Annotated in this window: 28 protein-coding genes and 1 tRNA gene; 9 read left to right on the top strand and 20 right to left on the bottom strand. The window is 65.8% G+C overall.

Annotated features, from left to right (window positions below):
• The first annotated feature begins 9 nt into the window (after nt 1–9).
• From A3M1_RS0119410 to A3M1_RS0119400, 3 genes are all read left to right on the top strand, one after another.
• On the top strand, nt 10–777 hold the full coding sequence (locus A3M1_RS0119410; RefSeq protein ID WP_018390652.1) for a glycerophosphodiester phosphodiesterase family protein: 768 nt from the start codon (nt 10–12) through the stop codon (nt 775–777).
• 133 nt (nt 778–910) lie between these two features.
• Nucleotides 911–2,119: a GNAT family N-acetyltransferase gene (locus tag A3M1_RS0119405; protein WP_018390651.1), complete on the top strand. Its 1,209-nt coding sequence runs from the start codon at nt 911–913 to the stop codon at nt 2,117–2,119.
• 63 nt (nt 2,120–2,182) lie between these two features.
• The gene (locus A3M1_RS0119400; protein ID WP_018390650.1) at nt 2,183–2,605 is read left to right on the top strand and encodes an HIT family protein; all 423 of its coding nucleotides are present in this window, start codon (nt 2,183–2,185) and stop codon (nt 2,603–2,605) included.
• On the opposite strand, the gene A3M1_RS0119395 is transcribed toward A3M1_RS0119400, so the two are convergent.
• From A3M1_RS0119395 to A3M1_RS0119375, 5 genes are all read right to left on the bottom strand, one after another.
• Nucleotides 2,595–2,948 carry an AzlD domain-containing protein gene (locus A3M1_RS0119395; protein WP_018390649.1) on the bottom strand — a complete coding sequence of 118 codons (354 nt, stop codon included), beginning with the start codon at nt 2,946–2,948 and terminating at the stop codon, nt 2,595–2,597. The two genes, A3M1_RS0119400 and A3M1_RS0119395, sit on opposite strands and share 11 nt — an antisense overlap.
• Entirely contained in the window at nt 2,945–3,622 is a 678-nt protein-coding gene (locus A3M1_RS0119390) for an AzlC family ABC transporter permease (protein ID WP_018390648.1), read from the bottom strand. Before A3M1_RS0119390 ends, A3M1_RS0119395 begins: the two co-directional genes overlap by 4 nt.
• A 298-nt stretch (nt 3,623–3,920) precedes the next feature.
• Entirely contained in the window at nt 3,921–6,359 is a 2,439-nt protein-coding gene (clpA, locus tag A3M1_RS0119385; RefSeq protein ID WP_018390647.1) for an ATP-dependent Clp protease ATP-binding subunit ClpA, read from the bottom strand.
• 31 nt (nt 6,360–6,390) lie between these two features.
• A complete protein-coding gene (gene clpS / locus A3M1_RS0119380; RefSeq protein WP_018390646.1) occupies nt 6,391–6,762 on the bottom strand; it encodes an ATP-dependent Clp protease adapter ClpS in 372 nt (123 codons plus the stop codon).
• A gap of 318 nt (nt 6,763–7,080) precedes the next feature.
• Complete coding sequence (locus A3M1_RS0119375; RefSeq protein ID WP_018390645.1) at nt 7,081–7,419, bottom strand: phasin family protein; 339 nt, start codon at nt 7,417–7,419, stop codon at nt 7,081–7,083.
• A gap of 445 nt (nt 7,420–7,864) precedes the next feature.
• On the opposite strand from A3M1_RS0119375, the gene A3M1_RS0119370 reads away from it, so the two are divergent.
• On the top strand, nt 7,865–9,451 hold the full coding sequence (locus tag A3M1_RS0119370) for a D-alanyl-D-alanine carboxypeptidase (protein ID WP_245261758.1): 1,587 nt from the start codon (nt 7,865–7,867) through the stop codon (nt 9,449–9,451).
• Nucleotides 9,452–9,465: 14 nt separating this feature from the next.
• Here A3M1_RS0119370 and A3M1_RS0119365 read toward each other — a convergent pair whose 3' ends face one another.
• Both A3M1_RS0119365 and A3M1_RS0119360 read right to left on the bottom strand, forming a co-directional pair.
• Nucleotides 9,466–10,164, bottom strand: a complete 699-nt coding sequence (locus A3M1_RS0119365) for a DnaJ domain-containing protein (RefSeq protein ID WP_018390643.1) — start codon at nt 10,162–10,164, stop codon at nt 9,466–9,468.
• A complete protein-coding gene (locus tag A3M1_RS0119360; RefSeq protein ID WP_018390642.1) occupies nt 10,161–10,889 on the bottom strand; it encodes a hypothetical protein in 729 nt (242 codons plus the stop codon). The genes A3M1_RS0119365 and A3M1_RS0119360 overlap by 4 nt, the downstream gene beginning before the upstream one ends.
• A 161-nt stretch (nt 10,890–11,050) precedes the next feature.
• Between A3M1_RS0119360 and panC the strand changes: the two genes are divergently transcribed.
• On the top strand, nt 11,051–11,905 hold the full coding sequence (panC, locus tag A3M1_RS0119355) for a pantoate--beta-alanine ligase (RefSeq protein WP_018390641.1): 855 nt from the start codon (nt 11,051–11,053) through the stop codon (nt 11,903–11,905).
• A 14-nt stretch (nt 11,906–11,919) separates the two neighbouring features.
• On the opposite strand, the gene A3M1_RS26525 is transcribed toward panC, so the two are convergent.
• From A3M1_RS26525 to A3M1_RS27100, 4 genes are all read right to left on the bottom strand, one after another.
• Nucleotides 11,920–12,117, bottom strand: coding sequence for a hypothetical protein (locus A3M1_RS26525; RefSeq protein ID WP_156029601.1), 198 nt, complete (start codon nt 12,115–12,117; stop codon nt 11,920–11,922).
• Between the two features lie 66 nt (nt 12,118–12,183).
• Nucleotides 12,184–12,618, bottom strand: a complete 435-nt coding sequence (locus A3M1_RS0119345; protein ID WP_018964002.1) for a DUF1489 family protein — start codon at nt 12,616–12,618, stop codon at nt 12,184–12,186.
• Between the two features lie 27 nt (nt 12,619–12,645).
• Nucleotides 12,646–13,317, bottom strand: a complete 672-nt coding sequence (locus A3M1_RS0119340; protein WP_018390638.1) for a glutathione S-transferase family protein — start codon at nt 13,315–13,317, stop codon at nt 12,646–12,648.
• A 203-nt stretch (nt 13,318–13,520) separates the two neighbouring features.
• Complete coding sequence (locus A3M1_RS27100; protein WP_018390637.1) at nt 13,521–13,646, bottom strand: hypothetical protein; 126 nt, start codon at nt 13,644–13,646, stop codon at nt 13,521–13,523.
• Nucleotides 13,647–13,925: 279 nt separating this feature from the next.
• On the opposite strand from A3M1_RS27100, the gene A3M1_RS0119330 reads away from it, so the two are divergent.
• Both A3M1_RS0119330 and A3M1_RS0119325 read left to right on the top strand, forming a co-directional pair.
• Entirely contained in the window at nt 13,926–14,609 is a 684-nt protein-coding gene (locus tag A3M1_RS0119330; RefSeq protein WP_018390636.1) for a DUF599 domain-containing protein, read from the top strand.
• Nucleotides 14,599–14,880: a DUF3253 domain-containing protein gene (locus tag A3M1_RS0119325; RefSeq protein WP_018964003.1), complete on the top strand. Its 282-nt coding sequence runs from the start codon at nt 14,599–14,601 to the stop codon at nt 14,878–14,880. Before A3M1_RS0119330 ends, A3M1_RS0119325 begins: the two co-directional genes overlap by 11 nt.
• Here A3M1_RS0119325 and A3M1_RS0119320 read toward each other — a convergent pair.
• Both A3M1_RS0119320 and mgtE read right to left on the bottom strand, forming a co-directional pair.
• A complete protein-coding gene (locus tag A3M1_RS0119320; RefSeq protein ID WP_018390634.1) occupies nt 14,877–15,677 on the bottom strand; it encodes a YdcF family protein in 801 nt (266 codons plus the stop codon). The two genes, A3M1_RS0119325 and A3M1_RS0119320, sit on opposite strands and share 4 nt — an antisense overlap.
• A 56-nt stretch (nt 15,678–15,733) precedes the next feature.
• The gene (gene mgtE / locus A3M1_RS0119315) at nt 15,734–17,128 is read right to left on the bottom strand and encodes a magnesium transporter (protein WP_018390633.1); all 1,395 of its coding nucleotides are present in this window, start codon (nt 17,126–17,128) and stop codon (nt 15,734–15,736) included.
• Nucleotides 17,129–17,286: 158 nt separating this feature from the next.
• Between mgtE and A3M1_RS0119310 the strand changes: the two genes are divergently transcribed.
• A complete protein-coding gene (locus tag A3M1_RS0119310; RefSeq protein WP_018390632.1) occupies nt 17,287–17,580 on the top strand; it encodes an acylphosphatase in 294 nt (97 codons plus the stop codon).
• On the opposite strand, the gene lipB is transcribed toward A3M1_RS0119310, so the two are convergent.
• The gene (lipB, locus tag A3M1_RS0119305; RefSeq protein ID WP_018390631.1) at nt 17,577–18,332 is read right to left on the bottom strand and encodes a lipoyl(octanoyl) transferase LipB; all 756 of its coding nucleotides are present in this window, start codon (nt 18,330–18,332) and stop codon (nt 17,577–17,579) included. The two genes, A3M1_RS0119310 and lipB, sit on opposite strands and share 4 nt — an antisense overlap.
• A 172-nt stretch (nt 18,333–18,504) precedes the next feature.
• Here lipB and A3M1_RS0119300 point away from each other — a divergent pair.
• Nucleotides 18,505–18,589: transfer RNA gene (locus A3M1_RS0119300), tRNA-Leu, on the top strand.
• Nucleotides 18,590–18,723: 134 nt separating this feature from the next.
• Here the strand turns inward: A3M1_RS0119300 and A3M1_RS0119295 are convergent.
• The 6 genes from A3M1_RS0119295 to rplQ all read right to left on the bottom strand — a co-directional run bounded on the left by A3M1_RS0119295 (nt 18,724) and on the right by rplQ (nt 24,512).
• Nucleotides 18,724–19,497: a polysaccharide deacetylase family protein gene (locus A3M1_RS0119295; RefSeq protein WP_018390630.1), complete on the bottom strand. Its 774-nt coding sequence runs from the start codon at nt 19,495–19,497 to the stop codon at nt 18,724–18,726.
• A gap of 112 nt (nt 19,498–19,609) precedes the next feature.
• Nucleotides 19,610–20,707 carry an RluA family pseudouridine synthase gene (locus A3M1_RS0119290; RefSeq protein WP_018390629.1) on the bottom strand — a complete coding sequence of 366 codons (1,098 nt, stop codon included), beginning with the start codon at nt 20,705–20,707 and terminating at the stop codon, nt 19,610–19,612.
• Between the two features lie 76 nt (nt 20,708–20,783).
• The gene (crcB, locus tag A3M1_RS0119285) at nt 20,784–21,158 is read right to left on the bottom strand and encodes a fluoride efflux transporter CrcB (RefSeq protein WP_018964004.1); all 375 of its coding nucleotides are present in this window, start codon (nt 21,156–21,158) and stop codon (nt 20,784–20,786) included.
• Between the two features lie 32 nt (nt 21,159–21,190).
• Complete coding sequence (locus A3M1_RS0119280; RefSeq protein ID WP_018390627.1) at nt 21,191–22,510, bottom strand: replication-associated recombination protein A; 1,320 nt, start codon at nt 22,508–22,510, stop codon at nt 21,191–21,193.
• A 7-nt stretch (nt 22,511–22,517) separates the two neighbouring features.
• Nucleotides 22,518–23,945, bottom strand: a complete 1,428-nt coding sequence (locus A3M1_RS0119275; RefSeq protein WP_018390626.1) for a DegQ family serine endoprotease — start codon at nt 23,943–23,945, stop codon at nt 22,518–22,520.
• A gap of 138 nt (nt 23,946–24,083) precedes the next feature.
• Entirely contained in the window at nt 24,084–24,512 is a 429-nt protein-coding gene (gene rplQ, locus A3M1_RS0119270; RefSeq protein ID WP_018390625.1) for a 50S ribosomal protein L17, read from the bottom strand.
• Nucleotides 24,513–24,567 lie beyond the last annotated feature (55 nt).

Here is a 24,567-nt window from a genome sequence, read left to right as displayed (position 1 = left end):
GCCACGCAGATGGCGGCTGATGCTCCTTCACCCAATGCGCCGGCCTGGCTCACCGCCCAGCCGATCGCCCACCGCGCGCTGCATGATGCGGTGCGCGGTGTGATCGAGAACACGCCCTCGGCGGTCGATGCCGCGATGGCGCGCGACTATGCCATCGAAGTGGACATCCAGCTCTCCGCCGATGGCGAGGCGATGGTGTTTCACGACGACACGCTGGAGCGACTGACCTTGGCGGAAGGGCCGGCGAAGGTGCGCACCACCGCGCAGCTCAAGGCAGTCGAAATGCGCGGCACCGCCGACCGAATGATGACGCTCGACGACCTGCTCGCCCGCGTCGGCGGGCGGGTGCCTCTCATCATCGAGCTGAAGAGCCATTTTGACGGCGACACCGCGGTCGCCACGCGCGCAGTCGAGGTGCTGGCTGGGTATAGCGGGCCGGCGGCGCTGATGTCGTTCGATCCGGATCTGGTGGCGGCGGTGCGGAACTTGGCGCCGCACATCCCGCGCGGGATCACCATGGAGCATCTCTACGACGACCCGGAATGGGACATGCTCAACCACGAAACCAAGCATGAATGGAGCAACCTGCTGCATCTGCCGCGCACACAACCCGACTTCATCGCCCATTATGTCAAGGAACTGCCGTCAGCAGCCGTCGACGCCGCCCGCCGGCAGCGCCCCATGCCGCTGCTGACCTGGACCGTGCGGACGGAGGGGGACCGGGCGACCGCGGCCCGCCATGCCGACCAGATGATCTTCGAGGGCTTCCTGCCCTGAGCCGGGAACACCGGTTCCCGATCGCGTGAGTGGCCTTTCGCCGAGGCGGTGTGCGGCGCACAATGAAGATCGGAGCTGTGAATCAGTTCCGCTGATCAATGCCTGCCGAGCCTCCGCCGCGAGCCACTTTCGCATGTCCGACGATACCTTCCGCCTGCGTGTCGAGAGCGAGATTGCCTCGCTCGACGCCAACGCCTGGGATGCCTGCGCCAGCGTCCCGGCTTCGCACCCCGATTCAACAAGCTTTTATAATCCCTTCGTCAGTCACGCCTTTCTCTCCGCGCTGGAGGAATCAGGCTCGGCCTGTGCCGCGACGGGATGGCTGCCGCAGCACCTCGTCCTGGAGGGGGAAGAGGGCGAGATCCTAGGCGTCTGCCCGGCCTATCTGAAGTCCCACTCGCAGGGTGAATATGTTTTCGACCATGGCTGGGCAGAGGCCTTGGAGCGGGCGGGCGGGCGCTATTATCCGAAGCTTCAGGTGAGCGTTCCTTTCACCCCTGCCACCGGCCCGCGCCTGCTGGTCGGCTCAGGGCCCCAGGCAGAAACGATCCGCGCCGCGCTGGCAGGCGGGCTCGTGGCGTTGGCGAAGCTGCGCAAGGTCTCTTCGGTGCACGCCACCTTCCTCACCGAGGCAGATGCCGGGGCGCTGGAAGCTGAGAGGTTCTTACCGCGCACTGACCAGCAGTTTCACTGGCGCAACCAGGACTATGCGGATTTCGAGACTTTCCTTGGCGCCCTCGCCTCTCGGAAGCGCAAGCAGATCCGTCGCGAGAGACGGGAGGCGCTGGAGAACGGCGTGACCATCCATTGGCTCACAGGAGCGGACCTCACCGAGGAGGTCTGGGACGCCTTCTACGGCTTTTACATCGAGACCGGTACGCGCAAATGGGGCCGTCCCTATCTCACTCGCGCCTTCTATTCCCTCATCGGCGAGCGCATGTCCGAGCACATTCTGCTGGTGATGGCGAAGCGCGCCGGACGCTGGATCGCCGGAGCGATCAACTTCATCGGCTCGGACACGCTCTATGGCCGCCACTGGGGCGCCGTTGAGCACCATCCCTTCCTGCATTTCGAGGTCTGCTACCACCAGGCCATAGACTTCGCCATCGCCCACGGCCTTTCAACGGTCGAGGCCGGCGCGCAGGGCGAGCACAAGCTGGCTCGGGGCTACATGCCGGTCATCACACGCTCGGCGCACTATATCGCCGATCCGCAGTTTCGCTCTGCCGTCGCCCACTATCTGGAGCGCGAACGCCGCTATGTCGCCGACGCCGGCGCCGAACTGAGCGAACTCGGCCCCTTCCGCCAGCAGGTCGCGGACGAACAGGCCGACGAGCCTTGAACGGGGTGGCCTTGACCCGCGTCCAGCGGCTTGCGATCAGGTCAGGCCCACAGGGAGGAAATCATGGCTTACGATCCCGGCAACATCTTCGCGAAGATCCTGCGCGGCGAGATCCCCGCTCATAAAGTCTATGAGGACGACCACGTTCTCGCTTTTCTCGACATCATGCCGCGGGCGGCAGGCCATGCTCTCGTCATCCCCAAGGCTCCGGCCCGCAACCTGCTGGACGTCGAAGCGGGCGATCTCGCCGCTGTCATGGCCGTTGCCCAACGTGTTGCGCAGGCGCAGATGAAGGTGTTCACGGCCGAGGGTATCACCCTCACCCAGCACAATGAGAAGGCGGGGGGCCAGGAGGTGTTCCACCTGCATGTCCACGTCATTCCGCGCCATGCCGGGGTCGAGTTGCTCCCGCCGCTGTCCCACACGGAAGCGCCCGACGTGCTGGCTCAGCAGGCGGCGCAGCTAAGGGCGGCGCTTATGGGCTAACGCCGAGCCACCACGCGCCCGCTACGAGCACCGCCTCGGCGACCAGCACACCGGCGAGAACGGAGCGGCGCACGATGAGGAAGCCGGCAATGCCGCTTCCCACGGCACCAGCACGGAGCCCGAGCGGCAGGGCTACCAGCGCTCCGCTCGGCACCAGCAGCAGGCGCGCCACCACCGCCGCCAGTAGCGCTGTCGCCACCGCCTGCACCCATTGCATCCACACGCTGCCGGGATCGATCCGCCGGCCGAACAGCACGCCGAGTACACGCCAGACTTCGTTCGGCAGGAAACCGAAGAAGATCACGACCAACATGGCGCCCAATTCGGTTGAATGGAAGCTCATGCGCGCTGTCTCGGCAGATGGCGGGCGATGAAGAAAGCCAGCGTGCCACCGCCCACACCCGCCCAGAACAGGTCCAGCCCGCCGGGCGAATTGGCGACCAGCGGCGAAATCGCCGCGCCAAGCCCGATGGCCAGCCAATCGACCGCCTGGCGGGCGTTTCGCACCAGCAGGATGGCGAAGGAGATCGGCGTCAGCAACAGCAACGCCACCGCCAGCGGGCCCGGCAGCGCGCCTGTGAGATAGAAGCCGATCGCGGTGCCGGCCATGCTCAGCAGGGTGAGGCCGAGCCCGAGCCCCGCAGCGTAAGCAGGTCGCCCCTCCGGTGCCACCTTCGGCAGCAGCCGGAACCCCTCCACCCACAACGTCATGGCGACGAAATGGGCGCAGAGCAGTTCCCACCCCAGACGCGGGCGCGGGCCTCGCATGAGCGGCATGAGCGAGACCACCATGGGCAGCAGCCGCACACCCGAAAGGCACACCGCCACAGCGAGCGCGGGCGGCGACGCCCCCGTCGCGAGGCCGCCGATGAGAATCACCTGCGCCGGCAAAGCCCAGATCAAAAGGGTCGACAGCAGACCCGCTCCTATCGGAAAGGCGAGGTCATGGAGCAGACCGCCAAAACCGATGAAGGTCGCAACCAGAACCAGTCCGGGCGTCGAGACGGCGCCACGCATCCCACGCGCAAACCAGCGCGCCGGAGGAGCAGTGTCGAGTGGGGGCGAAACCTGGGGGGATAGCATGTGAACTCGCCCCGGCGTTCTGGGGCGCCGTCCCCCTGGCGTCAAGCGAAACGAGAGGCCTGTAACCGCATGGCTGCCATGAGGCACCGCCGCGGGGCGTGCCGTGGAGCCTGCCATCGGCTGGTTTCGGAGCGTGCGCCACCAACTTGGCGTCGCGTGGCATGATGAAACGAAACCACCCGCGACACTGGCGCGGGTGGTTCCTCAGTTCCTGTAGATGCTTGGATCGGGTTCAGGCCTTGACCAGCGGCACCTTCGGCACTTTCGAGGAGCCGGGCTTTGCTCGGCTCGCCGTCGCGGCCGGTTTCTTGGCCTTGGCGGCGGGAGCCTTGCGACGCGGCGCCCGCTTGGCCTTGGGCGGCTCGATTTTCTCCGGCTTGGGCGTGATTGGCCCCTCCGGGAACTCGAAGCCCAGCGAGGTCTCGCCATCCTCGTCGGTCTTGAGCACGACGCGGACATGGCCACCCGAGCGCAGCTTGCCGAACAGCACCTCGTCGGCCAGCGCCTTCTTGATGTGCTCCTGGATCACCCGGCCCATGGGCCGCGCGCCCATTTGCTGGTCGTAGCCGCGCTCCACCAGCCAGGCAGTCGCCTCGTCCGACAGCTCGATGGTGACGTTTCGGTCGGCCAGCTGCGCCTCAAGCTGCAGCACGAACTTCTCCACCACCAGCGAGATGACCTCGTTGGTGAGGTGGGCGAAGGGGATGATGGCGTCGAGCCGGTTACGGAACTCCGGCGCGAAGAGGCGATTGATAGCCTCCACGTCGTCGCCTTCACGCTTGGTTCGGGTGAAGCCGAAGGCCGATTTCGACAGATCGGCAGCGCCCGCATTGGTCGTCATGATGAGAATGACGTTACGGAAATCCACCTGCTTGCCGTTGTGGTCGGTCAGCTTCCCGTGGTCCATCACCTGCAGCAGGATGTTGAACAGGTCGGGATGCGCCTTCTCGATCTCATCGAGCAGCAGCACGCAGTGCGGATGCTGGTCGATGCCGTCGGTCAGCAGGCCGCCCTGGTCGAACCCGACATATCCGGGAGGCGCGCCGATCAGCCGCGAGATGGTGTGCCGCTCCATGTACTCGGACATGTCGAAGCGCAGAAGCTCGACGCCCAGGCTCGAGGCGAGTTGCTTGGCCACCTCTGTCTTGCCGACGCCGGTGGGGCCGGAGAACAGGTAGGAACCAATCGGCTTCTCCGGCTCACGCAGGCCCGCCCGCGCCAACTTGATCGCCGAGGACAATGCCTCGATCGCCTTGTCCTGCCCATAGACGACGCGCTTGAGCGTGGTCTCCAGCGCCGAGAGGATTTCGGTATCCGACTTGGAAACCGACTTTGGCGGGATGCGGGCGATAGTGGCCACTGTGGCCTCGATCTCCTTGACGCCGATGATCTTCTTGCGCCGGCCCTCCGGGAGGAGCATCTGCGCCGCGCCTGACTCGTCGATGATGTCGATCGCCTTGTCCGGCAGCTTGCGGTCGTGGATGTAGCGCGCGGAGAGCTCCACCGCCGCCTTGATGGCGTCGTTGGTGTAACGCAGCCGGTGGTAATCCTCGAAATAAGGCTTCAACCCCTTCAGGATCTCAATCGCGTCTGGCACCGTCGGCTCCGGCACATCAATCTTCTGGAACCGGCGGACGAGGGCGCGGTCCTTTTCGAAATACTGGCGGTATTCCTTGTAGGTGGTTGAGCCGATGCAGCGCAGCGTGCCCGCCGCAAGGGCAGGCTTGAGCAGATTGGAGGCATCCATCGCCCCGCCCGAGGTCGCGCCAGCGCCGATCACGGTGTGGATTTCGTCAATGAACATGATGGCGTCGGGATACGCCTCGATCTCCTTGACCACCTGCTTGAGGCGTTCTTCGAAATCGCCGCGATAGCGGGTGCCCGCCAACAGCGCGCCCATGTCGAGCGAGAAGACGGTGGCCTTGGCAAGGACGTCGGGCACTTCGCCGGCGACGATGCGCCGTGCCAGCCCTTCCGCGATGGCTGTCTTGCCCACGCCGGGGTCGCCCACGAAGAGCGGGTTGTTCTTGGAGCGGCGGCAGAGCACCTGGATGGTGCGCTGGATCTCGCTGTCGCGACCGATCAACGGGTCGATCTTGCCCTCGCGCGCCTTCTTGTTGAGGTTCACGCAATAGGCCTCGAGCGCGTCGGCCTTCTTCTTGGTGTCCTCCCCGGTCTTCGTCTCAGTCTCCTCCTCGGCGCCGCGAACGGGTCGACTCTCCGACATGCCGGCGCGCTTGGCGATGCCGTGGCTGATGTAGTTGACGGCATCATAGCGCGTCATGTCCTGCTCTTGCAGGAAATAGGCCGCATGGCTCTCACGCTCGGCGAAGATTGCCACCAGCACGTTTGCTCCGGTGACTTCTTCACGGCCGGACGACTGTACATGAATGACGGCGCGCTGAATGACGCGCTGGAACCCGGCGGTGGGCTTTGAGTCCTCGCCGGCGTCCTGAACCAGATTTTCGAGCTCGGTATCGATGTACTCGACGAGATTGCGCCGCAGCTTGTCGATGTCGACATTGCAGGCGCGCATCACGGCCGCCGAATCCTGATCGTCGACCAATGACAGCAGCAGGTGCTCAAGCGTGGCGTATTCGTGGTGGCGCTCATTGGCGAGCGCGAGGGCCCGGTGAAGCGACTGCTCGAGGCTTCGGGAGAAGGTGGGCATCGGGACCTCTTCATTTAGCCGTCGCGGGGCGTCACTTCTTCTCCATGACGCACTGCAAAGGATGCTGGTGCTTGCGTGCGAAGTCCATCACCTGAGTGACCTTTGTCTCGGCCACTTCATAGGTGAAGATACCGCACTCCCCCACGCCATGCTGATGCACATGCAGCATGATCTGGGTGGCTTCCTCCCGGTTTTTGCTGAAAAAGTGCTCCAGCACATGCACGACGAACTCCATTGGCGTGTAGTCGTCGTTGACCAGGAGCACCCGGTAGAGATTTGGCCGCTTTGCCTGCGGCTTGGTGCGCGTGATCACCGCCGTGCCGGGCGCGTTGTCTCCCCGGCGGCGACGTTCATCGTCGGCCATCATAGCCTCACGCGGCTGGAATTCGGCGTGGTCGGACATTCATGCTTTCCCCAACCGGCGAACCGGCCTTCGGTAGCTATAATAAGTACGCATCCCCGCTCACGCCAGAGGCCCGAGCGGAACCGACTGTCGCATTCCGGTGACAATTCCATGAGCCTGGTGCCAACGCACACTGCCCCGTGCGTCGATCGAGGGGACCAAGTGCCCCGCACGCCAGCCAAAAAAGAAAAAGGCCCGGCGCTGAGGCCGGGCCTTCTAAACCACGCGGACAGCCCGAACTCCCGTTCCGGGTCGCCCTCGACACCGCACAAACGTCCGGCGCGTAAATGTCAGCTACAGCCAATCAGCGGCGGCAGATCACTTGGTGACAGAAACCTTGGCAAGCACGCTCTCATACGGCTTATAGGTTTCCTTGGCGAGATCGGCATAAAGCTCGCCCATCTTGGTCGCCTGCGCGACGAAGCTCTCATAGGCGCTCTTGAAATAAGCCGACTGGATTTCGACCGCCTTGTCGAGCGTCTTGGCGCCGAACAGCTTCTCGGCCGTGGCCGTGCCTTCCTCGAACGACTTCTTCGAGTAGTCGGCGACCTCAATGGCGATCGCCTGGACGCCCTTGGAAACCGTACCGAAGCTCTTGGTCGCGAGTTCGAGATTGTCCTTGCCGACCTTCTGGATGTCTTCAAAATTCTGCAGCATGAGCCCAACTCCTGTGGTGTTTCGCCACGCGCGTCGCGCATCAGCCGCACGCGCCCGCCCGGGAATTCTCCCTGGAACTTTTGTAATGCACCGCACCAACTCCCGTCAAGGAAATTTGTGCAACGCAACATGACGTGCCACCACACGCGGCCCCACACCATCTTCGTGCCATATCAACAGGGTTGATGGCATTCTTTACGACTCTGTAACCGTGCCCTTTTTAAGATTTGGGAAGTGATGGTTCGGCAGGGTTCCTTAACCGGTCGAGACCTTCGCAAAGGCAGCAATTGCCCTGCGATGTCTCGTCCCTGGCGGATATGTTGAGTTTCCGGCGTCAGCCGGCAGAGAGTAGCGGGACGGTCACATGCGGGTTCCGGGAATGGTTGGTACCACCTTCATGCGTGCCGCCGTAGCGGTTTTGGCAGTCTCCCTGCTGGGGGCGGGCGTGGCGGAAGCGGCGTCCAAGAAGAAGAAGTCGGTGCGCGCCAAATCGGCTGTCACCCGCAGCGTGGCCAGCACCGGCACCTGGCATCGCGGTTATTCCCACATCGTCGTCGACGCCAATACCGGACGCATTCTCGATGCCGATAATGCCGACGCACTGCGTCATCCAGCGTCCGTCACCAAGGTGATGACGCTCTATCTGCTGTTCGAGCAGTTGGAGAGTGGCCGCATGCGGCTCAACACGCCGCTGCGCGTGTCCGCCTATGCCGCTGCGCAGCAGCCTTCCAAGCTTGGTGTGAAGGCGGGCTCCACCATCTCGGTCGAGGATGCCATTCAGGCGCTCGTCACCCGCTCCGCCAACGACGTCGCCGTCGTCATCGCCGAGAATATATCCGGGAGCTCCTCCAGCTTCGCCAGCCTGATGACCCGCCGCGCCCGCCAGCTCGGCATGTCGCGCACAGTGTTCAAGAACCCTAACGGGCTACCCAGCCCTGAGCAGGTCACGACCGCTCGCGACCTCGCAACGCTCGGCCGCGCCGTTCAGGAGCGCTTCCCGAAATATTACGGCTACTTTGAAATTCGCAGCTTCCAGTACCGCGGTGTCGCCATCCGTAACCACAACCGCCTGCTCGGCCGCGTGGATGGCGTCGACGGCATCAAGACCGGGTACACCAATGCGTCCGGCTTCAACCTGCTCACCAGCGTCAAGAAGAACGGGCGCTATGTGATCGCAGTGGTGATGGGCGGCTCCAGCGCCGCCTCGCGCGACAACCAGATGGTGGCACTGCTCAACGAGAACCTCGGCAAGGCCCAGTCCGGCCGGCAGCTCGTCGCCCGCATGAGCGGCGCACCGCAAGGCGCATCGGCCGACGATGCCATCGCGCCGGTCGCTCAGATCGACGAAGCCCCGACCGCACCCAAGACCATTCCGGTGCCCACCAGCAGCCCGCGCGTCGCCATGGCGTCGGCTGTTGCCGATTTCGACACCACGGCCTCGGTGCCCACGCCGGCCCCTTCACCGGCCCGTCCGGCCCAGACAGTGGCGAGCGCCCCGACCCGCAACGCGCCGCCTGTCGGCTCCGCCGCGCCGATCGTACCGGTCGCAGTGAAGACGGTTGCGGTGGCCCGGCCGAGCGAACCTGTTGCCACCTTCAGCAATCAGCCGGGGATCCTCGGCACCTTGTCCTTCACCAACGGCTTCGTCTCAGACGCTTCCGAGACACAAGCCGCGGCACCTGCCCAGCGTGCCATCAAGCAGCAGCAGGTTCAGGTCGCCAGCGTTGGCCCGATCGAGATTCCGCGCCAGGAAGCCGAAACCGCCGAGCAGTCCACCGCACCGCGTTCGGGTTGGGCCATCCAGATTGGTGCCTTCGGCAGCGAGGCGGACGCCCGCGCCCAGATTGCCAAGGCGCAGCAGAAGGCCGGTAGCGCGCTTGCCAAGGCCGACGCCTATACCGAACAGGCGGTCAAGGGTTCGACCCGCATCGTGCGTGCCCGCTTCGCCGGCTTCGACGCCGAATCCGCTGCTCGCAAGGCCTGCCAGGCCCTTAAGCGCAGCGACTTCGGTTGCATGGTCTTCCGCAACTGAACCGGGGGATGGGATCAATGGCGGTCGAGCAGGACATCCTTCGCTTCGTTTACCCGGGCAGCGAGATAGTTCGACCCGCCCTGGTCGGGATGGAGTTTCTTCATAAGGGATCGGTGAGCCTGGCGGATCTGGTCCGCCCCCGTCCCCGGCTGAAGCCCCAGGATCTGGTAGGCCTCCTCTTCCGTCATCGCGCCGCGGCGCGGCGCGTCAGCGCTCCCCCCGCCCGCATGTCCGTCCACGTTCTCACGCCAGCCGGGCGACCGGCGGTCAAGATAAGCTTCGAGTAGCTGGCGACTCTCGACGTCGACGTCGAGGGCGAAACGGGCAAGGCTGGGCACATCAAGTGTGTCCAGGGAAGCGCCATTGAGCGGGCCATTGATCACTTTGCCGGCCAGCCGCCCGCTGTCATGATCGAGTTCCATGTCGAGAAAGGCCGTCCGCACCTTCGACGTCCGCCCTTGGCTCGGCTCGCTCTTCGCCGAAGAAAACGCCTTGCGGATGTCCCAGCCGAAAAGCGACAGGCCGAAGATGCCTAGCGGCAAGGCCGTCTCGATATGGCCGCGCATGCCGAGAAAGCCGGCCACAAGGATGAGCGCTCCGCCCCCGACCCTGCGCCCGAGCTTGGCGAGGATCGCTGGGTTGGAACGGCCAAACGCCTTCAGCCCGTAATAGAGCAAGGCGACGATCGCCGCCCCGATAACCAGATTGATCATCGCGTATCCTGCATCGCGGAAATGAGGCGGCGCGCGCCGGGCGAGGCACCCGCGAGTGCGACCAGCGCCTTCGTTCCGCCGGCGGCATAGGACGCGGCAGCGCGCAGCAGGGCCCGAAGCTCGGCCGAGGCCCCGGCGTCGAACCGGCAATAGGCGCCCTTGGTCAGTCGCGCAATCTCGCGAAAGGCGCGCTCGGCGGCGGGATCGGTCCCTTCCTGGAACATGAAGGCCGGCACGCCGCGCAGCGCCAGCGGACCCGCCTCGGCGCAGAGCGCATCGACATTCTCCTCCATCGCGTCGCCCACGAACACCAGCGCCCCGACAGGGCCTTTAGCAGCCTGTGCCCCTGCATGGTTCAGTACGCGCCCGATCTGCGTCCTCCCGCCTTGAACCTGAATGCGCGCCATCAGGGCGCCGAGCTTCGTTCCGTCGCTCATCCAGGGCGAGGCGCGGCACTCCCCAAGGCCGCGATAGTAGACAAGCTGCATATCGAGCCCGCCGATGCGGGCCGCCTCCTCGAACATCTCCATCTGCAGGGCACAGGCAAGATCCCAGGTCGGCCCCCGGCTCATCGTAGCATCGAGGCCAAAGATGAGCCGCCCTCGCCGCTCAGCGGTCAGCGGTGCGCGACGCTCCAATTCGGCGAGGAAGGCAGAGGCCTCGGTGGAGAGCGCGGCGGGTGTCGCCGTGGTGTTCTTGGTCGTTACGGTCTTGTCGGCGGCCATTGCGGTTTCCGATGCGGATTCGGCGCGAGTGTAGCGGGGGATGCGCCCCGCCGAACAGGCCCACTCGCCAAGGGTTGACCCCGGCGGCGCCACAAGGTGGGCGGTTGACCCTCAGGGCGGCTCTGCTAGCTTCCGCGCCCCGGCCGAAAGGGGTTGTTGCCATGACGAGCACCCGCGCGATCCGCACTGTTCATTCCGTCGCCGCCTTGCGCGACCAGGTGCGCCACTGGCGCACGGACGGCAAGCGGATCGCCCTCGTTCCCACCATGGGCGCGCTTCATGCCGGGCATGTCGCCTTGATGGACGTCGCGCGGGCGAAGGCGGACCGCGTCATCGTCTCGATCTTCGTCAATCCGACCCAATTCGCTCCAACGGAGGATCTGTCGCGCTACCCGCGTACGCTGGATTCCGATCTCGACAAGGCCGACAGCGCTGGTGTCGAATTGGCTTTCGTGCCGGATGTCGCGCAGATGTATCCGGAGGGGTTCTGCACCACCATTTCGCTCGCCGGGCCGGCGCTAGGCCTGGAAACAGACTTTCGCCCCACTCATTTCGCCGGCGTTGCCACGGTGGTGGCCAAGCTGCTGATCCAGGCACTGCCGGATGTCGCCCTGTTCGGCGAGAAGGATTATCAGCAACTGCAGGTTATCGCGCGCATGGCCCGCGATCTCGACTTGCCTGTCGACGTCGTGGGCGTTCCAACGGTCCGGGAGCCGGACGGCCTCGCTCTCTCTTCGCGCAATGTCTATTTGAGCCGTGAGGACCGTAAGGCTGCGCCTGCGCTGCATCGGGCGCTAACGGCCGCGGCGATGAGGATTGGCCGGGACGCCATCACGGCCCCAGCCATTGCCGAAGCGCGCGCCGCCATCACGGCTGCCGGCTTCGATCTCGACTATGTCGAGGCCCGCCACGCCGAGACACTGGCCCCCATCAGTTCCTCGGAAGAAGGCCCGGTCCGCCTGCTCGTAGCCGCCCGGATCGGCTCCACACGGCTCATCGACAATATCCCGGTGTGACGAAGCCGCCGGCGCTAGATCATGACCGTGTAGGCGATCACCATCCCGGCAATAACAAGGACGAGGCCGATACCGAGCACGTAGCGCATCGGCTTGACCTCGACAGCCTGCCGCTCCTCGGTGTTGGCCTTAACCACCACTTCGCCATTGTCGACCACGCGGTGATCATCCGAGTTGGTGTGGGTCATGCCGTCAGATTTTGTCTGGCTCATTCCAAGGTCCTTTCGCGTTCCGTAAAGGAATAACGTGCGAAAGGGGGTTAAGGTCCCTCGGAGGCGTCAGAGAAGCCCCAGCGATCGGAGTTCACGACGGAGTTCATCCGGCAGCGCGGGTGCGGCGCCCATGGCGGCAAGATCCGCCGGTGCATCTTTGGCGGCCAGATAACGCCAGCCTTGGAACGGCCGGTTGGGGCGCGGATCGACCCGGTGGACAATGGGGTCGAGCACAAGATGGCAACGGCGTATGCCGTCGCCATCCACAAAGGGCCGAATGCCGGTCAGTGTCTGGCGACAGGCCACCTCGCCTTTGACAACCCAATAAAGCGAACCGCCATCCAGCAATTCCACGGTCCGCGTCGGCACCATCCGGGTGGTGTGGACCTGTTCAGCCACCTGTCCACGGGCCGCCTTGGCAGCGAGAGATTCGGCGATCCACGCTTCGAGATCCTCAATGGACTCGGCACCGACGCAGAGTTTTAGCAGGTGGAGAGGCATGGCTTGGGCCCGTTGAGCGACGGCGCTCTATACCCGCTTGACCACCGGCCAGTCGACTTCATCCTCGGCCAGTTCGCCCGTCTCCTTCAGCGCCGCTTCTTTCCATGCCACGAACGCAGGGTGGGCATGGATCGCCTCGACATAAGCGGCCGCCACCGGGTCGATCTCGATCGCATAGGTCCGCAGCCGGGTTGCGACCGGTGCGTACATCGCATCGGCGCCGGAGAACCCGCCGAACAGAAAGTCGCCGCCCGCCCCAAAGCGTGCTCGGGCCTCGCCCCAACGGCGAACGATGCGGCGAACGTCCTTCACCGCCTCCTCGGAAAAGGCGCGAGGCTCGACCGGCCGCCAGAGATTCATCGGCGCCACGCTGCGCAGCGCGCCGAAGCCATTGTGCATCTCGGTGGCGAGAGAACGGGCATAGGCGCGGGCAACCGGCTCCCCCGGCCAAATTCCCTTCTCAGGAAATCGCTCGGCCAGATGCTCCAGAATGGCGCTTGATTCCCATACCACCGCCTCGCCATCGATTAGCACCGGTACCTTGCCGGCAGGAGAGCGTTCACGGATGCGATCCTTGAAGTCGGGCGCATCAAGCGCCACCAGCTCTTCCTCGAAAGGAATGCCGAGCGCGGTCATCGCCAGCCACGGCCGCAGCGACCACGAGGAGTAATTCTTGTTTCCGATGATGAGCCTCAGCACTGCGTCGCGCCTCCCTGTTCCGGCAACGGCCGAACAGTCCTTCATTTGGCGAATCAGGGCAAACGCAGCGCTGTGATGAGGGCGATCAATCCCGTTGATCCGCGCTCCATCTGACAGCAAGGTCCAGACATGACAGAGGCCCGGCCTTGCGGGCCGAGCCTCTGTCACGCAACTGAGCAGAAAAGCGGCCCCAAGGCCTTAGCTCAACCGGCGGCGATCTGCGCCGCCTGGAAGCCACCGAACAGGTAGACGAGAGCAATCGCCGCCAGGAAGGCGGCGACAGCCCAACGGGCAACTCCCCAACAGGAGCGCTCGGGAATGGAATTCATGATGATCCTCGGAACGATACGTTCACTACGATCCGCCAATCGACGACTCGAGATAGGGGCGCGATCTGAAACAGTATTTAATAAATCGTTACGACGTTCGCAACCGCGAAATCGCCACATTCCACCGCAGCTCATGCAGTGCAGCCCTGCCTGCCCCGCATGGACGCCCACTCGACAAGCCGTCCCGGGAGCTGTTGAAAGCACTCCTCACCACGCTCATCCTCGCCTTCCGGGCCAATTCAGAGCGGCCTACCGACCGGCGGATCTCCAGGTAACACCATGCTCGGCTTCACCTATATCGATGCGATCGCCTTCTCGGCATTCTGCCTGGCATGGGTCGCCTATCATCTGGTGATGGAAGGGAGCTGGGCCGAATCACGGACGCTGAACCGGCGGATGGATGCCTACAGGTACGAGTGGATGCGCCGCATGCTGGAGCGGGAAAACCGCATCGTCGACGCCCAGATCGTCGCTGCACTGCAAAACGGCACGGCCTTCTTCGCCTCTACCTCGCTGCTGGCCATCGGCGCTACCCTCGCCATCCTGCAATCGACCGAAGCGGTGATGGCGCTCTTTCGCGACCTGCCCTTCGGCGCCCCAAACCGCACGAGCTGGGAACTGAAGACGCTTGGCCTGACCCTCATCTTCGCTAACGCCTTTTTCAAGTTTGCCTGGGCGTACCGGTTGTTCAACTATTCCACCATTCTGCTCGGGTCGACGCCACCGCCCTCCGAGGCCGGGACGCCGCAGGCGCAGGCTCATGTCATCAAGCTCGCCCGCATGGCGACCATTGCCGGACGGCATTTCAATCGCGGTCAGCGCGCCTTCTTCTTCGCCATCGCCTATCTCGGCTGGTACATCAACGGCTGGGCGCTGATGGCTGCCACGCTCGCCATCTTTCTTGTCATGATCAACCGGCAGCTGGGCCGGGATTCGCACTGGGTACTCGACAATGACGGATAATCCTCTCCGCCCCTCTGAAGAAGCCGTCGAGGCGGCGATCCTCACTGTTGCCGGCCAGCCCGGCGCAGCGCGAACCGTGACGCCGGAGGACGTGGCGCGCAGCGTCGCCACCGGACCCGACTGGCAGAGCCTGCTGCCTTCGGTCCGGCGCGGTGCCTTGCGCCTCGCCCAGGCCGGACGGCTGGTGCTCTATCGCAAGGGCAAGCCGGTCGATCCCTCGGATCTACGTGGCGTCTACCGGGTGGGCCTGCCGTCTGAAGGCGAGGGCTAACGCGCCTCTGGACCCGGCAGCGGGCTGTCGATGCGCCCTGTAAAATAGTAGACGGCGAGACCGACCCATTCGCGCAGTGCCAGCTCGAAAAAGCTCATCCCCTCCGCCACCGAGCCGAAGAGTCGGAAATAGCCGGGGTTGCCCGTCGTGCGGAAGTCCACAGGATAGGCAGCAACCGGAAAGCCGGCCGCCCGGAAGCAGCCCACCGCACGCGGCATGTGATAGGCGGACGTGACCAGGAGCCACTTCTCGCCCGGCGCGGGATTGACCAGCGTCTTGGAAAACCGTGCATTCTCGGCCGTGTTGCGCGAGGCGTCCTCGAACGTCACCCGATCCGGCGCAAGCCCGATCTGCGGCAGCACCATGCGCACCACATTCGCCTCCTCCATCGGCGGTCGCTTCATCAGGCCGCTACCACCGGAGAAGACGACGCGGGCCTGCGGATAGCGTCGGGCAAGCTCTCCCATCGCCAGGATCCGTTCCGCCGCTTCCTGGAAGGAAGGCTGCCCGCGGGCGGCGCTGATGCCGGGGAGTTCCGAGCCGCCCAGCACGATGATCCCATCCACCGGCCGCCCGTCCTCCACATAGGAGGGGAAGCGGCCTTCCAGCGGCACCAGCATCATGCGCCCGAACGGGCCGAGGCCGATCAGGAGCAGGCCTACAGCGCCAACGGTGGCGAGCGTTAGGCCTAGCCGCGGCCAGTGCAGTGTGAGCGCCAGTCCGGCCAGTGTGAGCAGAGTGAGCAGGGTCGATGGCGCCGCGACCAGCCAGAAGATCTTAGAGGCATAGAAGAACACGCAGCGCCTCCTTCAGCGGGTCGAGGCCCCTCGTCCGGCCCGGGAATCGTCCCCACCTAGAACCACAGCGACGCGATCCCGAGAAAGGCGAAGAACCCGACCACGTCGGTGATGGTAGTCACGAACGGACCCGACGCGACTGCCGGATCGACCTTCAGGCGATCGAGCGTCAGCGGGATGAGAATGCCGCCCAGCGCGGCAGCCGCGAGATTGATCACCATCGCCAGCGCGATTACGAAACCGAGGTCGGCCACGCCAAAGCGCGCGAACACGACCACGGCCATGATCACCGCGAAGACCACGCCGTTGAACAGCCCCACCAGCAGCTCGCGCGCGATCACCCGCCGCGCATTGCTCGGCCGCAATTCCCGCGTCGCCAGCGCCCGCACCGCCACCGTCATAGTCTGGGTCGCGGCATTGCCGCCCTGGCTGGCGACGATCGGCATCAGCACGGCCAGCGCGACCATGCGCTGCAGCTCATTCTCGAACAGGGCGATGACGAAGGAGGCGATATTGGCGGCGATGAGGTTGAGGAGGAGCCAGGAGAAACGGCTGCGGGCGATGTACCAGAAGCTGTCCGACAGTTCTTCATCCCCGGCGACGCCGCCGAGCGCCTTCAGGTCCTCATCCGCCTCTTCCTGAATCACGTCGACGATGTCGTCGACGGTGAGTACGCCGACGAGGCGCCCAGCCTCGTCCACCACCGGTGCCGAAATGAGGTTGTAGCGCTCGAACACGCGCGCCACGTCCTCCTGGTCGTCGGTGGCGTTCACAACGTGACGGTCCGGCGTCACCACGTCGCCGAGCTTGGTGCCGCGCTTGGTGCGCAGAAGCCGGTCGAGCGGCACTGAGCCGTTGAGCCGATAGGTGGCATCGACGACGAACACTTCGAAGAAGGTTTCCGGCAGCCCCTCGGTCTCGCCGATATAGTCCAGCGTCTGGCCGACGGTCCAATAGGGTGGCAGCGCGATGAACTCCGTCTGCATGCGCCGGCCGGCGCTTTCCTCGGGATAATCCAGGCTGCGCTGCAGCGCGGCCCGCTCCGGGATCGACAGATTGGAGAGAATTTCCTGCTTGTCGGCGTCGTCGAGGTCTTCAAGAATATAGACCGCGTCGTCGGAATCGAGGTCGCGCATACCGTCGACGACGGTTTGGGTCGACAGCGCCTCAAGGATCTGAACGCGCACCGTCTCGTCGAGCTCGGTCAGTGCGGTGAAGTCGAAATCGCTGCCCAGCAGTTCGATCAGCTGGGGACGATCCGAGGCCGGCAGCGCTTCCAGCAGCCGCGCGACATCGGTCTCGTGCAGATCGCTAACGATGGCACGCAGGGCCGCGACATCGCCAGCGTCGATGGCTCCGACCACCGCCTCGACGAAGCCAGGCGTCTCGCTCGGATCGTTGTCGTGTTCCGGCCCGCGCAGCGGGGTGGCGAGATCGGTCTCTTCGCGCATGCCTACTCCGGACGGGTCGTGAGGGATGAACGGATCGGCCCGCGACGGGGACGGTGCGCGTTCATGGACGAGCTGGTGTTAATGAAGAGTCGGCGTAGGGACAATTCCTTAAGCCGCTTGCGGTTTCACGCTACCGAAACTTTGTTGAAGGAGTTCCCATGACGGATGTTGCGGCGACCCGCCTCATCGTGCGCGGACGGGTGCAGGGCGTTGGCTACCGCGCCTGGCTGGCGCGCGAGGCCGAAAGGCGCGGCCTGCGGGGGTGGGTGCGCAACCGGCGCGACGGAAGCGTGGAAGCGCTGGTCTTCGCCGCCATGCCGGCGCTGGACGACTTTCTCGCCGCCTGCCGGATAGGGCCCGCCGCGGCCGACGTAACGGAGTTGCTGGCGCGGGACGAAGCGGTGCCGGCGGCAGACGCCTTCGGCGACTTCGCCATCTGGCCCACCGCCTAGGGCACGCCGTCGGCGCCGTCGAGCACGGTCGGCCCGAACACCGTCTCGAAAGCGACGCGCAAGGCGAGGTCGGCATCGTCCATCGTCACCGGCAAGCCGAGATCGACAAGGCTGGTGACGCCGTGCTCGCGCACGCCGCAGGGCACGATGCCGGCGAAATGGGCGAGGTCCGGCTCCACATTGAGCGAGATGCCGTGCAGCGTCACCCAGCGGCGCACGCGGATGCCGATGGCGGCGATCTTGTCCTCGCCCGTGCCCGCCTTTTCCGGTCGGCGCACCCACACGCCGACACGGTCCTCCCGGCGCTCACCGCGCACATTGAACGAATCGAGCGCGCGGATCAGCCATTCCTCCAGCGCGGCGACATAGCGGCGAACGTCTGGTTCGCGCCGCTTGAGGTCCAGCATCACATAAGCGACGCGCTGGCCGGGGCCATGATAGGTGAACTGCCCTCCCCGCCCGGTGTCGAAGATCGGGAAGCGGCCGGGGTCGACAAGGTCCTCCGCGCGGGCGCTGGTGCCGGCGGTGTAGAGCGGGGGATGTTCCAGCAACCAGACGAGTTCGTCCGCCTGCCCGGCGGCAATCGCCTCGGCGCGCCGGTCCATCTCCGCCAGCGCTTCAGGATAGGCCACCGGCGCGGCCGATACGCGCCAGCGCACCGGCGCCGCGCCGCCCTTCGGCAGCAAAAGCGGATGGAGCCCGTCGCGATCGAGGGCACTGGCATTTACGGGGGGACGGGCCGCATGTTCCATGGCTGATACATAATGGCTGCCCCCGCTCCTGTCGCCTGCGCAGCCATGCGCGGGAGGCGACGCTGTCCACAGGCGCGTGCGGAAACCCGGCGGCTCTTGTGGACCCCTACTCCATCTGCTAGACGATGCCCCGCTCGCGACGGAAGCTGACGAAGCAGCCGGCGCCAGCGATGCGGTCGTGGCGGAATTGGTAGACGCGCTGCCTTGAGGTGGCAGTGGGTAACACCGTGGAGGTTCGAGTCCTCTCGACCGCACCATATTCTCCGGAATTCGGAACACACGGCGGCCTTCGGGCCGCCGTTGTCGTTTTAGGAGTTCGATGGGCTGGGGTAGCCGCCGCGATCACCGCGGCTGGGCCGGGGTAGCCGCGGGATCGCGGCGGCTTGGGCGCTTACGGCGCTGTCGCGGTCTTTGGGGGCGCCGGCACGATGTGCACCACGCGGTATCCCCTCTCCTTCAACGCCGAGAGAAACGCCGGCAGCATTTTGGCGGTCTGCGCCCGCGTGTCGTGGAAGAGAATGATCCCCCGGCCCGCATGGTCGAGCCGGGCCATGACCAGGCTGAGTTGCTCTTCCGGCGTCATCGGGTTCCAGTCGGATGCCCAGAGATCGGCGCCGAACACGCCGATGCCGCGCCCCTTCAGGTAATCCAGCAGCTCCGGCGAGGCGCCGAAGCCGGGAAAGCGGAAAAAGGGCACGCGCGGACGGGTGCCGGTGGCGCCGTAGGCGGCCTTGTCGTCCGCATTGATCCCCTTCTCGATGTCCGCCACGGCCTTGTCGTAGGGAATGTCGGCCAGCGTCATCGGGTGGGTCATGCTGTGATGGCCGACCGTGTGGCCCTCGGCAATCTCGCGGCGCAGCAGATCGGGATGGGCGGCGGCGTTGCGGCCGATGACAAAGAAGGTGGCACGCACGCATTCCCGCGCCAGGGTCTTCAGCACGGACGACGTCGTGCCCGGCAGCGGGCCGTCATCGAAGGTCAGCACGACCTCACGGTCGGCGAGATCGAGTGTCTGCGGGAAATGCTTGGTCCCGACCTGCAGGCCCGACGGATCGACCTGCATCACCCGCGAGGTCCCGAGCTTGCCGGCGCAGTCCTGCGCGGCCGCGGGGCCAGCGAGGCACAGAGACAGGAAAAGCGCGGCGCGGCAGGCGGCGGGCAACATGAGCAAGGCTCCCGGCAGAGGCGATTTCGCAGCTGCGTAGCCCATTGCCGGCGCCCGCGCCATCCGTGCCCGTGCGGCATCCACCAGCGGAGCCTCGCCGCCCGCCGTCGCTTCAGCTCTCCGGGGCGTCGACGATCGGGTCGTAGTGCGAGGCGTCGAAGCCGAGAACGTTCCAGCTTTGCTGCATGTGCGGGGGCAGCGGCGCCGAGACGTCGATCAGCTTGTCGCCGCGCGGATGCGGGATGACCAGCCGGCGCGCCAGAAGATGCAGCCGGTTCTGCAGCCCGCCCGGCAGCGGCCAGTTCTCGATGTCGAAATATTTCGGGTCGCCGACGATGGGATGGCCGATATGGGCGGCATGGGCGCGCAGCTGGTGAGTGCGGCCCGTGACCGGCTTCATCGACAGCCAGGCGAGCTTCTGCGCCGCATTGTCCACCACGGCATAATAGGAAATGGCATGGCTGGCCTCGTCGTCGCCATGGCGGGCGACGCGCATCTTCTCCGCCGCCTCATCCTTGGCGAGATAGGTGGAGATGCGGCCCTGCGAGGGGCGCGGCACGCCGGGAACCAGCGCCCAGTACACCTTGCGGGCCGAGCGCGAGCGGAAGGTCTTGGCCAGCGTCGAAGCTGACAGGCGGCTCTTCGCCACCAGCAGGATGCCGGACGTGTCCTTGTCGATGCGGTGGACAAGGCGCGGCTTCTGCCCGTCGGAACCGCGCAGCGCCTCCAGCATGCCGTCGACATGACGATAGGTGCCCGAACCGCCCTGGACGGCGAGGCCGAACGGCTTGTTGAGCACCAGCACGTCGCGGTCCTCGTAGAGCGTCATGTCCTTCAGCGCGCGGGCGTCCTTGTCGTCGGAGCTGGCCCGCCGCACCGCCGGGGCGGCAAGCTCCTCGCCGTCCTCGTCGGAGCGCGCGCTGCGCGCGGCCGGACGCGGCGGTGCCTCGCCACGCGCCTTCGCTTCCTCTGCCTCGAGATGGTCGGCGGCGGAAAGCTGCGGCTTTTCCTCCAGCGGAGGGATACGGATGACCTGGCCGGCGGAAAGCCTGGTATTGGTCTTCACCCGTCCGCCCTCAACACGCACCTGCCCGCTGCGCAGCAGCTTCTGCAGATGGCCAAAGGAAAGGTCGGGAAAATGCGACTTGAACCAGCGGTCGAGCCGCATGCCTTCTTCGTCCGCGTCGACGCGGCGTGTCTCAACGGCCATGGCGTGGGTACTCCTTGCCCCAGCACATAGCCGAGACCGGGCGCCACGTCACGCGGGAGGATGTCACGCGGGAGGATCAGGCGAGCGCGCGCATGAGCGCCAGCCCGGCGAACACGCCGGCCAGCGCCAGCGCAACCGAGCCGCCAACATAGAGCGCCGCCAGCCCGATTTCACCGCGCTGCACCAGCAAGGCGGTATCCAGCGAGAAGGTGGAGAAGGTGGTGAAGCCGCCGAGCACGCCGGTGATGATGAAGGCGCGCGCATGCATGGTCCAGCCGCCGCTGGCCAGGAAGGTCAGCCATCCCGCGACCAGGCCGATGGCGAAGCTGCCGATCACATTGATCGCGAAGGTGCCATAGGGAAAGCCCATGCCGAAGGTCCGCATGACCGCCAGGCCGAGCGCGTTGCGCAGGACGCCGCCAATGCCGGCCCCGATGAAGATGAGAATCATGCTCTGCACGCCGTCAGCCTCGCCTGTCCGATCTACTTTCCGCCGTGCCGTTCCGCCCGCAGCCGCGCCCAGTACTCCAGGCGCTTCTTCACCTCGCGCTCGAAGCCGCGTTCGTTCGGCGTGTAGAACTCTGCCCGGGGATCACCGGCGAGTTCTTCGGGGAAGAACTGCTGTCCGGCGAACGCATCCGGGAAATCGTGATCGTACTGGTAGCCGGCGTGATAGCCGAGCTCCTTCATCAGCTTGGTCGGGGCGTTGAGAATGTGCTTGGGCGGCGCCAGTGAGCCGGTCTTCTGGGCCAGCGCCAGCGCCGCGTTGAAGGCGGAATAGGCCGCGTTGGATTTCGGCGCCGTCGCGACATAGGCGATCGCCTGGGCCAGAAACAACCGACCCTCCGGCCAGCCGACGCGCTCAAATGCCGTCCATGCCGCCACCACCTGCGGCATCGCCTGCGGGTCGGCCATGCCGACATCCTCGGACGCCGCGCAGCAGAGCCGGCGGAACACCGTGCCCGGGTCCTCGCCGCCACTCAGCATGCGCGCCGCCCAATACATGGCTCCGTTCACATCCGAACCGCGCAGGCTCTTATGGAAACAACTGAGCAGATTATAGTGCTCGTCCTGCCCCTTGTCGTAGATCGGCGCCCGCTTCTGCATGGTCGCGGCCAGCCCAGCCACGTCGAGGTCCGGCCCATCCGGCAGCGCCAGCAATTCCTCGGCGAGGCCGAGGAGATAGCGACCATCGCCATCGGCCATGCCGGCCAGCGCCGCCCGCGCCTCGGCGTCCAGCGGCAGGCGCCGGCCCTCAAGCGTCTCCGCCCGTTCCAGCAGCTTGCCGACCGCCTCCGCGTCGAGCGCCTTGAACATCAGCACCCGCGAACGCGACAGCAGCGCCGCATTGAGCTCGAAGGACGGATTCTCCGTCGTCGCGCCGATCAGCGTGATGGTGCCGTCTTCCATGACAGGCAGGAAGCCGTCCTGCTGAGCGCGGTTGAAGCGGTGGATTTCGTCGACGAAGAGCAGCGTCCCCTGCCCGATCGCCCGCCGCCCGCGCGCGGCCTCGAACACCTTCTTCAGGTCGGCGACACCGGTGAAGATGGCGGAGACCTGCTCGAAATGCAGCCTGGTCTCGCGCGCCAGCAGCCGCGCCACCGTGGTCTTGCCGGTGCCCGGCGGGCCCCAGAAGATGAGCGAGCCGAGCGAGCGATTGGCGATCATCCGGGTGAGAGCGCCGCCCTCCCCGGTCAGGTGCTCCTGGCCCACCACTTCGGCGAGCTTCTGCGGGCGCAGCCGATCGGCCAGCGGCCGGGGGACGGCATTCTCTAGTCCGGCGGAAGCGAAGAGATCGGACAAGGCCGCCTCAACCCGGCAGCAGGGCGGAGATGACCCGCCCGCCACGCTGCAGCGTCACCCGCCAGGAACGCGCCGGCACGCGGGTGATCCGCTGCAGATCCGCCGTCGTCGCGATTGGCGTGCCGTTGATGTCGATGATGACGTCGCCGGGGCGGAAGCTGGTGCGCTCGGCCGGAGAGCCTTCCTCGACCATCAGGATCACAACGCCCTTGACCGCGTCGATCGTCCGCATTTCCTCGATAACGGCCGGCGAGAGATTGACCACCGTCGCCCCCGACAAGGGCGAGCGCCCCTGCAGCAGCACCTCGTCGCGCGGCACCGTCTCCGGCGCCGGCGCCAGCGCAACCCGCACCGTCACCGGCTTGCCCTGGCGGACGATGCCGAGATCGACCGTGCCGCCCAGCGGGCGTGTGGCGAAACGGAAGCCGAAGGCGTCGGGGTCATCGACCTCCAGCCCGGCAACGGTGACGATGAGATCGCCCGCGCGCAGGCCCGCCTTGTCAGCCGGACTGCCGGGGAAGATGTTCTGCACCAGCGCGCCGGTGGGGCGCACCACGTCCAGCCCTTCGGCGAGATCCGGCGTCATCTGCTGTAGATCAGCCCCCAGCCAGGGACGGCGTACCACCTTGCTGCCGGCCAGAGCCGACTGCAGCACCACGCGCACCATGTCGGCGGGAATGGCGAAGCCGATGCCCTGCGAGCCGCCGGAGCGCGAGAAGATCGCGGTATTGATGCCGACCACCCGGCCCGCCCCATCCACCAGCGCGCCACCGGAATTGCCCGGGTTGATCGCCGCGTCGGTCTGGATGAAGAAGCCATAGTCGGTGATGCCGCGCTGGGTGCGCGCGAGAGCGGAGACGATGCCCTGCGTCACCGTCTGGCCGACGCCGAACGGATTGCCGATCGCCAGCACGATGTCGCCGACCTGGAGATCATCCGACGAACCGAGTGTCGCCGAGGGGAAATCGGCCTTGCCGTCCTTGATCTTGAGAATCGCGATGTCCGTGCGCGGATCGCGCAGCACCACTTCGGCATCGAACTCGCGCTTGTCGGACAGCGACAGCCGGATCTCGTCGGCACCGTCAATGACGTGGTTGTTGGTGACGACGATGCCGGAGCGATCCACCAGAACCCCGGATCCCAGTGAACGCTGGATGCGTTCGCGCGGCATGTCGAAGCCGGGAACATCCGGCCCGCCCCGGTCGCCGAAGAAGCGGCGGAAGAACGGGTCGTCCAGCAGCGGGTTGTTCCGCTGGGTGGTCTTCAGCGCATAGACATTGACAATGGCCGGCGCCGTGCGCGCCACCACTGGCGCAAAGCTGAGGCCGATCTCGGCGCGCGAGGCCGGCACACGTGGCCCACCGGCGGCGGGAGCCTGTGCGAGCGCCGGCGCGGCGGCGAGAAGCGAAGCGACGATGAGGACAAAGCGTTTCATGACGCCAGATATAATCCCCGCCCTGCGGCGGAGAAAGGGCCGCCACCACCTAGCTTCGCACGCAAAGGCTACAGCCAAAAGAAAAGGGGCGGCAAAGCCGCCCCAATCCGAATTCTAACCGTCGACCTGCCGTCCCGCTCACGCGGCGGCGGCTTCCTCGGCCTTGGCGGCCTCGTGACGGGCGATGTCAGCGGCGCCCTTGGCCGATTCGTCGCGATCGACCAGCTCGATCACGGCAATCGCGGCCGAATCACCGTGGCGGAAGCCCGCCTTGATGATGCGGGTGTAGCCGCCATTGCGCTCCTTGTAGCGCGGGCCGATCACGTCGAACAGCTTGCGCACGACGGCGACGTCGCGCACTTCGGCGATCGCCTGGCGACGGGCATGCAGGCCGCCGCGCTTGCCGAGGGTGATCAGCTTCTCCACCACCGGGCGAAGATCCTTCGCCTTCGGCAGGGTGGTCATGATCTGCTCATGGGTGATGAGCGCCTGGCACATGTTCGCGAACATGGCCTTGCGGTGCTCCGCGGTGCGGTTGAACTTGCGATACGTCTTGCCGTGGTTCATGGCAAAAATCCTAAATGCGGCGGCTTTCGAGCCGGGAGATACGGGTGACGGCTCG

This window comes from Ancylobacter sp. FA202 (assembly GCF_000380205.1).
Taxonomy (GTDB): Bacteria; Pseudomonadota; Alphaproteobacteria; order Rhizobiales; family Xanthobacteraceae; genus Ancylobacter.
Note: the sequence above shows the minus strand (reverse complement) of the source record. Positions and strands in the feature narration are given on the sequence as shown.

Excerpts from the sequence above, each read along its gene's own strand:
- A3M1_RS0119410 (WP_018390652.1), top strand. The coding sequence starts at position 10 with ATGGCGGCTGATGCTCCTTCACCCAATGCGCCGGCCTGGCTCACCGCC.
- A3M1_RS0119405 (WP_018390651.1), top strand. The coding sequence starts at position 911 with ATGTCCGACGATACCTTCCGCCTGCGTGTCGAGAGCGAGATTGCCTCG.
- A3M1_RS0119400 (WP_018390650.1), top strand. The coding sequence starts at position 2,183 with ATGGCTTACGATCCCGGCAACATCTTCGCGAAGATCCTGCGCGGCGAG.
- A3M1_RS0119395 (WP_018390649.1), bottom strand. The coding sequence starts at position 2,948 with ATGAGCTTCCATTCAACCGAATTGGGCGCCATGTTGGTCGTGATCTTC.
- A3M1_RS0119390 (WP_018390648.1), bottom strand. The coding sequence starts at position 3,622 with ATGCGTGGCGCCGTCTCGACGCCCGGACTGGTTCTGGTTGCGACCTTC.
- clpA (WP_018390647.1), bottom strand. The coding sequence starts at position 6,359 with ATGCCCACCTTCTCCCGAAGCCTCGAGCAGTCGCTTCACCGGGCCCTC.
- clpS (WP_018390646.1), bottom strand. The coding sequence starts at position 6,762 with ATGTCCGACCACGCCGAATTCCAGCCGCGTGAGGCTATGATGGCCGAC.
- A3M1_RS0119375 (WP_018390645.1), bottom strand. The coding sequence starts at position 7,419 with ATGCTGCAGAATTTTGAAGACATCCAGAAGGTCGGCAAGGACAATCTC.
- A3M1_RS0119365 (WP_018390643.1), bottom strand. The coding sequence starts at position 10,164 with ATGATCAATCTGGTTATCGGGGCGGCGATCGTCGCCTTGCTCTATTAC.
- A3M1_RS0119360 (WP_018390642.1), bottom strand. The coding sequence starts at position 10,889 with ATGGCCGCCGACAAGACCGTAACGACCAAGAACACCACGGCGACACCC.
- panC (WP_018390641.1), top strand. The coding sequence starts at position 11,051 with ATGACGAGCACCCGCGCGATCCGCACTGTTCATTCCGTCGCCGCCTTG.
- A3M1_RS26525 (WP_156029601.1), bottom strand. The coding sequence starts at position 12,117 with ATGAGCCAGACAAAATCTGACGGCATGACCCACACCAACTCGGATGAT.
- A3M1_RS0119345 (WP_018964002.1), bottom strand. The coding sequence starts at position 12,618 with ATGCCTCTCCACCTGCTAAAACTCTGCGTCGGTGCCGAGTCCATTGAG.
- A3M1_RS27100 (WP_018390637.1), bottom strand. The coding sequence starts at position 13,646 with ATGAATTCCATTCCCGAGCGCTCCTGTTGGGGAGTTGCCCGTTGGGCT.
- A3M1_RS0119330 (WP_018390636.1), top strand. The coding sequence starts at position 13,926 with ATGCTCGGCTTCACCTATATCGATGCGATCGCCTTCTCGGCATTCTGC.
- A3M1_RS0119325 (WP_018964003.1), top strand. The coding sequence starts at position 14,599 with ATGACGGATAATCCTCTCCGCCCCTCTGAAGAAGCCGTCGAGGCGGCG.
- mgtE (WP_018390633.1), bottom strand. The coding sequence starts at position 17,128 with ATGCGCGAAGAGACCGATCTCGCCACCCCGCTGCGCGGGCCGGAACAC.
- A3M1_RS0119310 (WP_018390632.1), top strand. The coding sequence starts at position 17,287 with ATGACGGATGTTGCGGCGACCCGCCTCATCGTGCGCGGACGGGTGCAG.
- lipB (WP_018390631.1), bottom strand. The coding sequence starts at position 18,332 with ATGGAACATGCGGCCCGTCCCCCCGTAAATGCCAGTGCCCTCGATCGC.
- A3M1_RS0119295 (WP_018390630.1), bottom strand. The coding sequence starts at position 19,497 with ATGTTGCCCGCCGCCTGCCGCGCCGCGCTTTTCCTGTCTCTGTGCCTC.
- A3M1_RS0119290 (WP_018390629.1), bottom strand. The coding sequence starts at position 20,707 with ATGGCCGTTGAGACACGCCGCGTCGACGCGGACGAAGAAGGCATGCGG.
- crcB (WP_018964004.1), bottom strand. The coding sequence starts at position 21,158 with ATGATTCTCATCTTCATCGGGGCCGGCATTGGCGGCGTCCTGCGCAAC.
- A3M1_RS0119275 (WP_018390626.1), bottom strand. The coding sequence starts at position 23,945 with ATGAAACGCTTTGTCCTCATCGTCGCTTCGCTTCTCGCCGCCGCGCCG.
- rplQ (WP_018390625.1), bottom strand. The coding sequence starts at position 24,512 with ATGAACCACGGCAAGACGTATCGCAAGTTCAACCGCACCGCGGAGCAC.